The following is a 12,408-nucleotide window of genomic DNA, read 5'->3' on the forward strand; positions in this document are numbered from 1 at the left end:
GCGTCGGCGTCGGCGTCGGCGTCGGCGTCGGCGTCGGCGTCGGCGTCGGCGTCGGCGTCGGCGTCGGCGTCGGCCGGGAGTAGCGCGGGATCGTGGTCGTGCGCAACGTCGGTCACGGATTGTTCGGGAGGTGGGGACGGCACCCGTGCCGGGCCTTCTCGCTGCTGGTCGTCGACCGTGATCGCCCGTGGGGTGCCGTGCTCGCCGCCGGCTGCCGCCTGCGCCGCCTCGTGGATGCGGCGGAGGCGCTCGGCGTGGCGTCTGGCCAGGCCCCAGGCTCGATGCCGCTCGTGCTCCCGTCGGAACTGCTCAGTTGCCGGAGAATAGCGACGCGACCTGGTCCTGTCGCGCATGGCAGCCAATTCCGTCGCGGAAAACAGTTGCAGCTGCCTCATGCATTTGATTATCCCAGAACCCAACCGAAATCACCGCCCCGAACGATCGCGGATCATTTCAATTGGCGCACGCCTATGCTGTATAATTGACGTTCATTGCTGCTTGATACGACTGAATAGTGAGGCGTGCGCTGAGCTTGCTCGGACTCGGCGTCGTCACTCCAACCCCAAGCTGGGGCAAGCGCCTGGGGTCGGCCCTGCCCACCCGCATGCGGATGTCCATGAGCTGATGGACCCGCTCGTGCGCCTTGAGCCGCTCCACGACCCGTGGGTGCGCGGCGTTGCCCCGGCCCGCCTCGCCGAGGCTACCGCGATGATCGGCTGAATGCCGCGACGGCGCGGTGGGCGTGATCACGGTCCTCGGCGTCGCAGATCTCGGCCAGGGCCTGTTTGGCGCCAAGCCGCGCGGATTGCATGCCGCAAAGCCGCCGAGGAACATCGCGACAACGGGATCGTCGACAGCATCCCGACCACCCGACAGCATCGGCACGGTGCCCAGTGGCTCTGGTGGTGAAGCATGCCGCTTGTCGCGCGTTCTCCTGCTGGCGTTGCCGGCACCAGCATCGGCCTACCCAAAAAATGAGGTGCCCAGATCTGCGGCAGTCCGCAGTGCGTCGGGTCGCCGTATCTCTATCGCATGAGCGGCCTGCACGCAGGCACTCCGCTGCGCGTTGACCGGGCCTACGTCCGGCAGACCGACGACGAGTACATGCTGATTCTGGCCGCCACAGGCGTCCACCAGATTCGGCGCACCGGATCTGCCGACCATGGCGCCGTCGCGTCGGTATCGAGGTAACCGGAGTGGCTCCGGTGGGGTGGCCCCACCGGAGGTACTCCGGACGGCTGGATCGAAGCGGGTCGTTGCGCCCACTATTTACCGGATCGGGCTGCGGGCCGCCGTCTGGCCCGCGATCCGCCCGAAGAAGCTTCCGTCGCCGAGGGAGATGCCGCTGCAATAGCCGTGTACGGCCAGGCCCGCCGACGCGCGGCCCGCGGCGAAGAGCCCGTCGATCGGGCGGCCCTCGACATCCAGCACGTGACCACCGGCATCGGTGCGCAGGCCGCCCATGGTGAACGCCTGGATCGGAAACGACCGGTGGCGCAGGTCGAGCACCGCATACGGCGGGCTCAACGGCTGCAGCCACCGGACACCCTTGTGGAACAACGGGTCCTCGCCGGCCTCGGCACCGCTGTTGTAGTAGTCCACCGTCTGCTGGAGCGCACCATCGGGCAGCCCGATCTGCCGCTCCAGATCCTGCAGCGAGTCCGACGCCCAGGCCGGACGCAGCCACGACGACTCCAGGAAGATCTTCTCGTCGACGACGAGATAGCACTCCGAGTGCTGCCGCAGCACCGTCTCGGTGCCGAGCCGGCCGTAGTAGGTGTCCTCGTTGATGAAGCGCTGCCCCCGGGAGTTGACCAGGATCCCCTTGATGAACGAGATGTGCGGGGTGGAAACCAGGGTCGCGTCGATCGCGTCCATGTGGATCGCGTCCGCGCCGAGCATTTGCGCCATCCGGATACCCAGACCGTCCTGCCCGCCGTGGCCGAGCTTGCCCGCGCCGTGCACGGCGGGCGTGCAGTGCTCGCCGAGCATCTCGTCGTTGTAGACGAAGCCACCGGTGGTGATGATGACGCCACGGGCGGCGCGGACGAAGACGTCGGTACCGAAGCTGCGGGCCGCCGCCCCGACCACCCGGCCGGCGTCGTCGACGACCAGCCGCTCCACCCCGGTGTTGAAGACCGTCCGGACACCGGCCCGTTCGGCGGCGGCCAGCAGGCATTTCAGCACTGCGCCCTCGAACAGGTCCTCGGTGCCGTCCGGGTCCCGCGGCATGTGCCCGCGCGGGACCGGCGGGGTCAGCGCATTGAACGGATACGCCTGCTCTCCCCCGGTCCAGACCAGGCCGCCACCGGCGTACTCCTGAGCTCCCACCTGGACGAAGCCGTCCGGGTCCGGGGTCGCCAGCGGGGTACCTTCGCGGTCCGGCCCGCTGATCAGCGGTACCCCCGCCTCGAACAGCCAGCGGAAGTGCTCGACGCTGCCGTCGCAGTACCGGCGCAGCTTGTCCTCGTCGACGCCGGGACCGAGCGCGGCGAGCAGGAAGGTGTACATCGCGTCGGCGGTGTCGTGATGCCCCATCGCCTGCTGCATCGGGGTGCCGCCGCCGAGGTACAGGATCCCGCCGCAGGTGCCCTCCGAGCCGCCTCCGCGCTCCAGCGCGACGACGCGGTCCGTCACCTCCGACGCGCCGAGCGCGGCACAGACGCCGGCGATGCTGTAGCCCACGACAACCACGTCGGTCTCGATGTCCCAGGCTGGTACCTGATCCTGCGTGATCGGCCGGGCCGAAGCCTTGCTCGCCATTCTCATACCTCCAGCGATGATGGTCAGACGTTCGGAGTGGCTCCGAGGTAGAGACCGGACAGTTCCTGGTCCACTTGCTGCGGAGTGCCGGTCATGGCGACCCGTCCGGTGGTGAGGACCACCGCGGCGGATGCCAGGCCCAGGATGGTGGTGGCGAACTGCTCCACGGCGAGCACCGTGACGCCCTGCGCGGCGACGTCAGCCACCAGGCCGTACAGCGTCTCGACGATCTGCGGTGCCAGACCCATCGACAATTCGTCGATGAGCAGGAACGCCGGATCGGCCACCAGCGCCCGGGCCAGTGCCAGCATCTGCTGTTCCCCGCCGGACAGCGTGCCGGCCAGCTGCTTGCGCCGCTGCGCCAGCCGGGGGAACTGGGTGAACGCCCGTTGTTCGATCTCGGCGGTTCGGTGGCCCAGGTGGGTGATGAGGCGCAGATTCTCCTCGACCGTGAGGTTGGGGAACACCCCGCGCCCCTCCGGCACCAGGCACAGGCCGCGCCGGGCGAGCTCGTCCGGCGCCGCCTGGTTGACCTCGCGTCCGGCGAGCAGCACTGTTCCGGCCGAGACCCGGTGCAGGCCGGCGATCACCCGTAGCATGGTCGACTTGCCGGCACCGTTGGGGCCGAGGACGGCGAAGATGCCACCGGCCGGCACCACCAGGTCGATGCCGTGCAGCACCTCGATGGCGCCGTATCCGGCGCGGACGCCGCGCAGTTCCAGCAACGGCGGGCTCTCGGGCGCCTCCTGCCGCGCCTCGGCGGTCCCGGACGGGTGGGTTGCCGGGCCGTTCAGGCTCACCGGGCTCGCGATGTCGGTCATGCCGTCCTCTCCGGTGCGGATCCGAGATAGGCCGCGAGAACCGCAGGGTCGGTGCGCACCTGCTGAGGTGTTCCGGTCATCAGGACCTGGCCGAGGTTGAGCACCGTGATCGTCGAACATACCTGCATCACCAGGTCCATGTCGTGTTCCACCAGCACGATCGCCAGGCCGTCTCGGGCCAGACCGGTGAGCAGGTCACCCAGCACCGCGGACTCCTGCTCGTTCAGGCCGGCGGCCGGCTCGTCCAGCAGCAGCAGTCTCGGGCTCGTCGCCAGCGCCCGGGCCACCTCGAGCAGGCGCGCCATGCCGGTGGGCAGGCCGTCGGCTCGTTCGTCGGCGACGTCCAGCAGGCCCGTGCGTTCCAGGGCGGCGTGGGTCTCGGCCTTCGGGTCGCTCTTGTCGCGGGCCCAGCCGCGGCGCAGCTCGGCGGCGGTGAGCACGTTGTCGGCGACCGACAGCACCCCGAACAGCTCCAGCTGCTGGAAGGTCCTGGCCATGCGCAGCCGGGCCCGCTGGTGCGGCACCAGACGGGTGATGTCCCTGCCGTCCAGCACCACCGTTCCCGTGCGGGGCCGGACCAGGCCACTGACGACGTTGAACAGGGTCGACTTCCCGGCGCCGTTCGGGCCGATCAGTCCGGTGATCCGACCGGCCTCGGCCGAGATCGACACCGAGTCAAGGGCGGTCACGCCGCCGTACCGGACGGTCACGCCGCGCAGTTCGAGGAGTGTGCTCATCGCCCGGCCCCGATACCCAGGCGCTCGTCCAGCAGGTTCCGTTCATGATCGGTCAGCGGTTGGTCCATGCCGCTCCATTCCCAGGCGATGGTGGCAGTGTTCCCGGCGTGGTCAGCGGGCCCCGGTTCCGACGGTTCCGCCGGGGCCGCCGGCGCGCCCCGCCGGCTCAGCTTCGCCAGCCCGCGGCCGATGTCGGCGGCGACCCCGTTGGGCTGTTCACCGAGCCCGAGACCGACCAGGCCCGGCAGCAGCTGCGAGCCGCGGTTGAACAGGGACGACAGGTGGGAGAAGGTGCTGAACAGGCCGAGCGTCACCGCGCCGAACAGGGCGCCGCTGACCATGCCGGCACCGCCGGCCATCATCAGCAGCAGCAGTGGCAGGCTCGCGAAGAACGAGAACTGGGTCGCCGCCGTCTGACCCGACAGCCCGGCCAGCAGCGCACCGCCGACGCCGGCCATTCCCGCCGACAACGCGAACACGCTGAGCTTGACCGTGGTCAGTCGCAGCCCGAGCGTCGCGCACGCGGCCGGGCTCTCCCGCATCGCCAGCAGCATCCGCCCGTACCTGGACCGGCGCAGTGCGACCACGCCCAGGCCCATCAGGGCGAAGACGACGGTCAGGACCACGAAGTAGACCCGGTCGTCGCCGACGTTGAGGCCGCCGAGGTTCAGCCGCGCGGTCGCTACCGAGCCGGATTCGAACAGCGGCACCCGGTACCCGAACACCGTGATGGACGGCAGGCCGAACAGCCAGAGGTCGCAGAAGCTGGCCACCGCGGCGGTCGACAGCGCCAGGTACAGCCCGCGCAGCCGGATCGCCGGCAGTGCGGTGATCGCGCCGCAGATCGCCGCGACGGCGAACGCGGCGATCAGACCGAGCACGTTGCCGTCCCTGGCGGCGTGGGCGAAGGTGAGCGCGCCGACGCCGGCGAAGGTCATCTGGCACAGCGAGATCTGCCCGCCGTAGCCGAGCAGCGGCACCAGCGAGAGCCCGATGATGCCGAGGCCGAGACCGGTGCTCATCGAGAACAGCGGCTGGGTCGGCAGGACCACGGCCAGCAGCGCGGCCACGACCAGCAGGGTGCCCGCACCGATGACGAACATGCGGTAGGTCGGCACCGGGAAGGACTCCTGGCTGCGCCGGGCCGAATGGCCACGCAACCGCTGGTGTGGCAGCACCAGCAGGGCCAGGAAGAGCACGATGATGGGAATGGTGATGGGGAAGCTCTGCAGCCAGGGCACCGTGGACGTGGGCAGGTAGCCCACGGCGTAGCTCTGTGCCAGGCCGATGACGAGCGCGCCGGCGAAGGTCATCGGCAGGCTCCGCAGCTTCCCGATCACCGCCGCCGCGTAGGCGTTGACCACCAGCAGCGTCAGCGGGATCACCGCCAGTTGCAGGTACGGCGCGATCAGCACGCCGGCCAGCGCCGCGAGCATCGAGCCGACGACCCAACTGGTCATCGCGGCCCGGTCCGGCCGGCCGCCGTTGAGCAGCACCAGCGACCGGTTGTCGACCACGGCCCGCATGTCCAGCCCGATCCTGGTCCGGTAGAGCAGCAGCCGCAGTCCGACCGCGCACAGCACACCCAGCGCCAGCGTGATCAGCTGGTCCCAGGTCACGAACACGCCGGCGATGTCGACCTTGTTCCCCGCGTAGAACGCCGGGAAGGGGCGGCTGACCTGCGGATCCCAGATCCACAGCGCGGCACCGACGAGGGTCAGCATGACGCCGATGGTCACCGCGAGCTTGGTCGCCTCGGTGGCGTCGGTCAGCTTGCGCATCAGCAGCCGTTCGAGGCCACAGCCGAACAGCGGCGCGAGGACGAACACCACGAGCGGCAGCGCCAGCCACGTCGGCCAGCCCCAGCCGAACCGCAGCTGCCAGTAGGAGAACGCGGCGAACATGCCGAACGCGCCGTGGGCCAGGTTGAACACGCCGGACGTGGTGTAGGTGACCACCAGACCGCTGGCCGCGATCGAGTAGATGGCCGCCGTCACCAGACCGAAGATCGTGTAGGCGATGAGCTCATGCATCCGGTGTTGACCTCCGGGCGGTCAGAAATGATCGGATCACACAGTGGACAGCGGGTCCGGCAGGTCGCCACCCGGGACCGGGCGACGCGCGGTCCCGGGTGGCGATGGTTGCTCGTCGTCTTGCGAAGGATCAGGGCGTTACGGTCGGCGCGTTCTGCGGGTCGCAGTCGTACTTCCCGATCTCCTTGGGGATGACCTGGGTGAACTTGTCCGCCTCGACCTTCATGACGATCCAGCACTCGGACGTCTTGTTCTCCGACGGGGTGATCTCACCCTGCAGGCCGCCGCCGGTCCAGTTCTTGACCTTGCCGACCTCGGTCATCACGCAGGCCCGGGTCACCTGCGACCCGCATGCCTTCACCGACTGCGCGAACAGCAGCCACGAGGAGAAGGCGGTGGAGCTGAAGAAGGTGAGCTTGGCCTTCGGCGCGTGCTCCTTCAGGATCTTCAGGAACTGCGCCACCGCGGGAATGGTGTCGGCGGTCTCGAACGGCGTGGTGGGGATGTAGACGTAGTGGTTCTTCGCGACCTTGCCGGCCAGCGTCAGGTAGGTGGCGTCGTAGAGCTGCGGCGGCGAGATCTGGATGTCCGGGTACCAGTTCTGGGTCGACATGGCCTGCTGCAGGCCGGCGACCGCGGTGACCGTGGCGTTGACGAAGAGGAACTTGACCCCGGCGTTCTTCATGGCCTGCACGTACGGGCCCCAGTTGACCTGGCCGGCGGAGCTGTACTGCGCGGTGTAGACGATCTTCCCGCCGATCTTGGTGATCGCCTCGTTGTACGTGTGCTGTTGCCGGGCGCCCGCGGCGCCATCGGCGTACAGGGTGCCGACCGAGTTCTGGATGCCGGGGTTGTCGGCGAAGAGCTTGTGGAAGCCGCCGACGTTCTGCTGCGTGCTCGGGATCGGGTTGAGCGGGACCATGAGCTTGGCGTCGGCGGCCTTGGCACCGACGGTGGCGGCGGTGAAGTTGGGCATCCCGCACTCCACCCAGGCGTCCACGCCGGTGTCGTCGAGGACGCCCATGCTGCCGACCAGGGCGAGATTGCTCGTGCAGCTCGTCTTCACCTGCGGCAGGTAGTTGCTCATCGCGGAGTCACGCTTGTCGAGTACCAGCTTGCGGCCGTTGATGCCGCCCGCGGCGTTGCACCAGTTGACGAAGGCGTCGGCCCCGTCGAAGATCGGCTGGAGCAGGCCGGGAGCGGCCGCCCAGCCGACGTCGGCGACGGTGCCGACCCGGATCTCGGTGTCGGTGACGCCGACATCGGTGGCGCCCTTGGCGTCGCCGGAGCCGCACACCTCGCCCAGGGTGCCGAAACTCCCTGCCGATTTGCCGGCCGGCGCCGTGCTGTTCTGTGTTGTCGGGCTGGGAGCGCCATGGCCGCCACAGGCGGTAAGCGCTAACAGTAATGCGGTTACGGCGGCCAACGCCGTTGTTCGCTGTCGCATGGCTGACCCCTTTCTGCGTTAGACCAGATGGTCGTTGAATCTGCTCGGCGCCAGATGCCCCGGTTCCACTGAATGGCATGGCTGACACCCCGGAACAACGGCGAACCTCCGGAGGTCCGAACAGGCATATATCGATAAGCATCGATATTAATGAGCGTGCGGAATCTGTGCCCGCACGGTAGAACTGGCTAACCGGGCGGCAGCGCTTCCATGTCGACGATCCGGCGGCTGAAGCGCCAGGTGCCCGCATAGCGGGTCAGTTCGTCCAGGTAGCGGCCGAACACCAGCACGATCGGCCCGGTGTCGCGCTCGTACAGCATGGTGAAGTAGGTGCTCGCGACCGCCCGGTCACCGTCGAGCGTGATGGACGGCACCGACAGGAAGTGCTTGTGATAGACGGTCGGCGCCGACGTGTGCTGGTCGGCGAACGCGATGAGGCTCTCGGTGCCGGTATGCGCGAACATCGGTTCGCCCCGGCGGCGCACGTCGAACACCCCGTCCGGGGTGAAGGTGTCGGCCCAGGTCGCGCTGTCACCGTAGTCGAGCGACTCGGCGTAGCGCACCATGGTCCGGGCCACCGCGCGTTCGTCCTCGAGGTCGGCTACCCGGCGGCGCAGTTCGGCGACTTCATCGTCAGCCATCGGTACCTCTCTTCTGCGGTCCCAGTCCTCTACGCGGCGGTCAAGCCGGCCACGTCGAGCAGTTCGATCCGGTTGCCTTCGGGATCCTCGACAAAGGCGAACCGGGCACCGGGCCGGAATTCGGTAACCGGTGTCGCAATGGCGCAGCCGAACGCCGCGCACTCGTTGACCAGCTCCTCGATATTGCTGACGAACAGGCTCAGGTAGCGAAATCCGGCGGCCGGCACCGATCCGGGCGGGTTCGAATCCTGTGGCGCCGGTTCGAGGGCAAGGAGCTTCACGACCGAACCGCCGGCCCCGAACCGCCACATGTGTGTTCCCGGAAACTCCAGATCACCGAGGTATGGAAGGCCCAGCACGTCTCGATAGAACGTGAGCGCTTTCTCCGGATCGCGCACGACGATGCCGATCTCGATCGCTTCGTTGTTGATGACCGCTACCATTCCCGCATCCTTTCTTGATGCAGTCTCCTGAGTCGGACGGCCGTCCGCGGGAGCGGCGATGCCGTCGAGCGGCGCTCAGCTGCCCGGAAGCCGCCAGCCCTCGGGGTACCGGGCGCCCGACACCGGGTCGGCGGCGAGCACCGCGTCGATGCGAACCAGTACCTCGGCCGGCAGGTCGATGTCACAGGCGGCCGCATTCTCGGCGAGGTGATCGGCGCTCGTACTGCCCGGGATCGGCAGGACCAGGGCGGAACGGCTGAGCAGCCAGGCCAGCGCGAGCTGACCGGGGGTGATGTCCAGTGCACCGGCGAGTTCGCCGAGCGTCGCGGCCAGTTGCTGGTTGTGGCGCAGATGAGCACCCCCGAAGCGGGGCAGCCGGGAGCGCAGATCCGAGTCGGCGAAGCCGGTGACGCTCTGCAGGCGACCGGTCAGCAGCCCCTTGCCGAGCGGCGCGAACGCGATCAGGGCCGCCCCGAGCCGGTCGCACTCGGGCAGTACCCCGGCCTCCACGCCACGTTCGAACAGCGAGTATTCGCTCTGCACCGAGACCAGCGGATGCACCGCGGCCGCACGGCGCAACTGCTCCGGCGTCACCTCGGACACCCCGAGATAGCGGACCTTGCCCTCGGCGACCAGCGTGGCCATCGCCCCGACGGTCTCCTCCACCGGCACCTGCGGGTCGACCCGGTGCAGTTGGTACAGGTCGATAACGTCCGTCCGGAGCCGGCCGAGCGAGGCCTCCACACCGGCCCGGACGTACTCCGGACGTCCGTCGACCACCCGCCCCGCGGCCGAGGGGTTCGCGACCAGCCCGACCTTGCTGGCCAGGATTACGCCGTCGCGGCGGCCGGCGAGCGCGGCGCCGAGGCGCTCCTCACCGACCCCGGCGCCGTACGAGTCGGCGGTGTCGAACAGCGTGATTCCCAGGTCGAGCGCTCGATGCACCGCCCGGGTGGCCCGGTCGGCCGAGACCGCGCCGAAGTAGCCGTCGACCAGGCCCATACAGCCCAGCCCGATGGCCGAGACGGCAGGCCCGCCCCGGCCAAGGGTTCGCAGCCGCATCGCTCAGCTCCGATCGCCGCGGGTCATGAGCCGAAGTCGTAGGAGACTTCGCCCATCGCGCCGGCCGCGAGCAGGCCACCGTCGATGACGAAATCCGAGCCGGTGATGAAGGACGCCTCGTCCGAGGCGAGGAACGCGACCAGCGCCGCGATCTCCTCCAGCGTGGCACCCCGGCGCATCGGGGTGGCCAGCCGGATCTTCTCGGTCATCTCCGCGGCGCCGTCGGACATCGGCGAGGTGACGAGCCCGGGATGGACCGCGTTCACCCGGATACCCCAGCCGACGAACTCCAGCGCGGCCGTCTTGGTCAGCCCCCGCAGCGCCCATTTGCTGGCGTTGTACGCCGGCAGCGCGAAGCCGTAGAAGGCCGCCGCCGAAACGGTGTTCACGATCGAGCCCCCGCCGGAGTCCCGCATCGCCGGTGCGCACAGCTGCATCCCGTACATGGCACCGTCGAGGTTCACCGCCATCACCCGGGACCAGTCCTCGGGCGTGACGGTGGCCAGCGTTTCCAGCACACCGATGCCGGCGTTGTTGACCAGGACATCGAGGCGGCCGTGCTCCCCGACGACGTCGGCGACCACACCCGCCCAGGCCGCCCGCGAGCTCACGTCGAGCCGGGCGTAGCCGACGCCGTCGCCGATCTCCGCACTGTCGTGCACGTCGCAGCCGATCACCGTGGCGCCCTCGGCGGCGAACCGGCGCGCCTCGGCCGCGCCCTGCCCCCGAGCGGCCCCGGTGACCAGGACCACCTTCCCCGCGAAACGTCCGTCAGCCATGCTCATGCCTCCTTGACCGGCTCGGCGGCGGCGTAGACGCCGGCCTGGTATGCCCACACAAGGGCGTTGCCCAGCGTCGCGCCGCCGGACCAGTACGCGCCGTGCCCCGGCGATCCGACGCAGTTCCCGGCGCCGTACAGGCCGGGAATCGGGTCGGCGTCGCAGTCGATGACCTGCGCCCGTTCGTTGATCGACGGCCCGCCGTTGGTGTCGAAAGCGGCCGCGCCGATCAGGATCGCGTGGTACGGCCCGGTCGACGCGAACGGGTACATGGTCCGGTTGACGCCGCGGGTCAGTCCGAGCACGCTGTACCCGCGCTCGCCCGGCGCGGTGCCGCGACCGAAGTCCTCGTCGTGCCCGTTCTCCGCGAAGGTGTTGAACCGCGTCACCGTCCCGGCGAGGTTCGCCGCGAAGTCCGGCGCCAGCCGCAGACCACCCGTCTCGCCGGCGAGCTTGGCCAGCCGCTCGTCGATCGCCTCGGCCAGCTCCTCCCAGGTGTCGCCGGAGACCACCAGGTCCCACGGCTGGCCCGGGTACGGCACGGGGTACTTCACGCCCATCTCGGGGTTCTGCGCGAGAGCGTCGTCGTACACCTGGAACAGCACGGTGTTCTCGTACGCCTTGGTGGTCGCGTCGTAGACGGTGTGGATGCGCCCGCGCTCGTTGTAGTGCGCCTTCTCGTTGACGACGCGTACCCCGTGCCGGTTCACCAGCACCATGCTGTCGCCGTACAACCAGAAGGCCATCGAGTCCGACCGGTGGGTCTCGCGCACCTCCTCGACCGCCATCTGGCCCCACCAGACGCTGTCGATGTTCTCGGTCATGGCGCCGAGCTGCTGGGCGATGCGCAGGAACACGCCGGTGTTGGTCTTCGGTGCGGTCGCGCCCCACACCGTGCCGCGCAGCTTCTCGGTGCGCAGCTGCTCGTCGTGGAAGAAGCCACCGCTCGCGAAGATCACCGCCTTGCGGGCGCGCACCGTGACCGTTCCCAGTGCGGTGCTCGCGGCGACCCCGACGACCTCACCGGCGGCGTTGACGAAGGCCCGCTCCACCCGGTGTCCGGTGCGCACCTCGATGCCGGCGCGCTGGCTGTGCGCGTAGAGCAGGTCGACGGTGGCCTGCCCCTGCCCGGGACCGTGGATCCCGCCGGTGTCGGCCATCATGGCGCGGCCGTACTCCACCTTGTTCTCCGGCAGTTCGCTGTGGTACTCGATGTGGCCCTGCGGGTTGAACACCGCGTCCGGCGTCACGCCGTCGCTGAACACCGAGCCCATCGCGCCGATCCTGTCGAGCTCTTCGGTGGCGACGGACGCGACGTCGTAGTACGTCTCGAACAGCCGGTACGCCCGCGCCGGGATGCCGAGGGTGCTGGAGTTCGGGTCGTAACGGGACGGGTAGGACAGTCGGGCCATCAGCCGCAGGCAGTCCTCCTTGGGGTCGGCGATGCCGGCCTCGCGCATCTTCGGGTTGTTGGGAACCCAGTACTCCCCCGACGAGATCCGCATCATGCCGCCGACCTCATCATCGGCCTCCAGCATCACCACCTCGCAGCCGCGCCCGCGTGCGATCGCGGCCGCGACGAACGCCGCGAACCCCGACCCGACCACGACCACGTCGGTCTCGGCACTCCAGCTCCGCGGGGGGCGCATACTCTGTATGCCTGCCATCGGTCACGTTCCTTT

Annotated in this window: 11 protein-coding genes; 1 reads left to right on the forward strand and 10 read right to left on the reverse strand. The window is 69.3% G+C overall.

Features of this window, described 5'->3' with window-relative positions; all coding sequences use genetic code 11:
- The first annotated feature begins 1,032 nt into the window (after positions 1-1,032).
- Complete coding sequence (locus ABT297_RS27720) at positions 1,033-1,191, forward strand: hypothetical protein (RefSeq protein ID WP_350554819.1); 159 nt, start codon at positions 1,033-1,035, stop codon at positions 1,189-1,191.
- A gap of 78 nt (positions 1,192-1,269) precedes the next feature.
- Here ABT297_RS27720 and ABT297_RS27725 read toward each other — a convergent pair whose 3' ends face one another.
- From ABT297_RS27725 to ABT297_RS27770, 10 genes are all read right to left on the reverse strand, one after another.
- Entirely contained in the window at positions 1,270-2,763 is a 1,494-nt protein-coding gene (locus ABT297_RS27725) for an FAD-dependent oxidoreductase (protein ID WP_350554821.1), read from the reverse strand.
- A 23-nt stretch (positions 2,764-2,786) separates the two neighbouring features.
- The gene (locus tag ABT297_RS27730; RefSeq protein ID WP_350554823.1) at positions 2,787-3,584 is read right to left on the reverse strand and encodes an ABC transporter ATP-binding protein; all 798 of its coding nucleotides are present in this window, start codon (positions 3,582-3,584) and stop codon (positions 2,787-2,789) included.
- A complete protein-coding gene (locus ABT297_RS27735) occupies positions 3,581-4,321 on the reverse strand; it encodes an ABC transporter ATP-binding protein (protein ID WP_350554825.1) in 741 nt (246 codons plus the stop codon). Before ABT297_RS27735 ends, ABT297_RS27730 begins: the two co-directional genes overlap by 4 nt.
- The gene (locus ABT297_RS27740) at positions 4,318-6,354 is read right to left on the reverse strand and encodes a branched-chain amino acid ABC transporter permease (RefSeq protein WP_350554827.1); all 2,037 of its coding nucleotides are present in this window, start codon (positions 6,352-6,354) and stop codon (positions 4,318-4,320) included. The genes ABT297_RS27735 and ABT297_RS27740 overlap by 4 nt, the downstream gene beginning before the upstream one ends.
- 130 nt (positions 6,355-6,484) lie before the next feature.
- The gene (locus tag ABT297_RS27745; protein ID WP_350554829.1) at positions 6,485-7,651 is read right to left on the reverse strand and encodes an ABC transporter substrate-binding protein; all 1,167 of its coding nucleotides are present in this window, start codon (positions 7,649-7,651) and stop codon (positions 6,485-6,487) included.
- Positions 7,652-7,989: 338 nt separating this feature from the next.
- Complete coding sequence (locus ABT297_RS27750; RefSeq protein ID WP_350554831.1) at positions 7,990-8,442, reverse strand: nuclear transport factor 2 family protein; 453 nt, start codon at positions 8,440-8,442, stop codon at positions 7,990-7,992.
- A 29-nt stretch (positions 8,443-8,471) separates the two neighbouring features.
- A complete protein-coding gene (locus ABT297_RS27755) occupies positions 8,472-8,885 on the reverse strand; it encodes a VOC family protein (protein ID WP_350554833.1) in 414 nt (137 codons plus the stop codon).
- 75 nt (positions 8,886-8,960) lie between these two features.
- Positions 8,961-9,947 (reverse strand): aldo/keto reductase, encoded by a 987-nt coding sequence (locus ABT297_RS27760; RefSeq protein ID WP_350554835.1) that lies wholly within the window; start codon positions 9,945-9,947, stop codon positions 8,961-8,963.
- A 23-nt stretch (positions 9,948-9,970) separates the two neighbouring features.
- The gene (locus tag ABT297_RS27765; protein WP_350554837.1) at positions 9,971-10,726 is read right to left on the reverse strand and encodes an SDR family NAD(P)-dependent oxidoreductase; all 756 of its coding nucleotides are present in this window, start codon (positions 10,724-10,726) and stop codon (positions 9,971-9,973) included.
- 2 nt (positions 10,727-10,728) lie between these two features.
- A complete protein-coding gene (locus ABT297_RS27770; protein WP_350554839.1) occupies positions 10,729-12,393 on the reverse strand; it encodes an FAD-dependent oxidoreductase in 1,665 nt (554 codons plus the stop codon).
- Positions 12,394-12,408: the final 15 nt, after the last annotated feature.

It is taken from the genome of Dactylosporangium sp. NPDC000555 (assembly GCF_040300025.1).
GTDB lineage: Bacteria > Actinomycetota > Actinomycetes > Mycobacteriales > Micromonosporaceae > Dactylosporangium.

What these genes read in the sequence shown, in the direction of transcription:
- ABT297_RS27720 (WP_350554819.1), top strand. Translation starts at nt 1,033, where the DNA reads ATGAGCGGCCTGCACGCAGGCACTCCGCTGCGCGTTGACCGGGCCTAC.
- ABT297_RS27725 (WP_350554821.1), bottom strand. Translation starts at nt 2,763, where the DNA reads ATGGCGAGCAAGGCTTCGGCCCGGCCGATCACGCAGGATCAGGTACCA.
- ABT297_RS27730 (WP_350554823.1), bottom strand. Translation starts at nt 3,584, where the DNA reads ATGACCGACATCGCGAGCCCGGTGAGCCTGAACGGCCCGGCAACCCAC.
- ABT297_RS27735 (WP_350554825.1), bottom strand. Translation starts at nt 4,321, where the DNA reads ATGAGCACACTCCTCGAACTGCGCGGCGTGACCGTCCGGTACGGCGGC.
- ABT297_RS27740 (WP_350554827.1), bottom strand. Translation starts at nt 6,354, where the DNA reads ATGCATGAGCTCATCGCCTACACGATCTTCGGTCTGGTGACGGCGGCC.
- ABT297_RS27750 (WP_350554831.1), bottom strand. Translation starts at nt 8,442, where the DNA reads ATGGCTGACGATGAAGTCGCCGAACTGCGCCGCCGGGTAGCCGACCTC.
- ABT297_RS27755 (WP_350554833.1), bottom strand. Translation starts at nt 8,885, where the DNA reads ATGGTAGCGGTCATCAACAACGAAGCGATCGAGATCGGCATCGTCGTG.
- ABT297_RS27760 (WP_350554835.1), bottom strand. Translation starts at nt 9,947, where the DNA reads ATGCGGCTGCGAACCCTTGGCCGGGGCGGGCCTGCCGTCTCGGCCATC.
- ABT297_RS27765 (WP_350554837.1), bottom strand. Translation starts at nt 10,726, where the DNA reads ATGGCTGACGGACGTTTCGCGGGGAAGGTGGTCCTGGTCACCGGGGCC.
- ABT297_RS27770 (WP_350554839.1), bottom strand. Translation starts at nt 12,393, where the DNA reads ATGGCAGGCATACAGAGTATGCGCCCCCCGCGGAGCTGGAGTGCCGAG.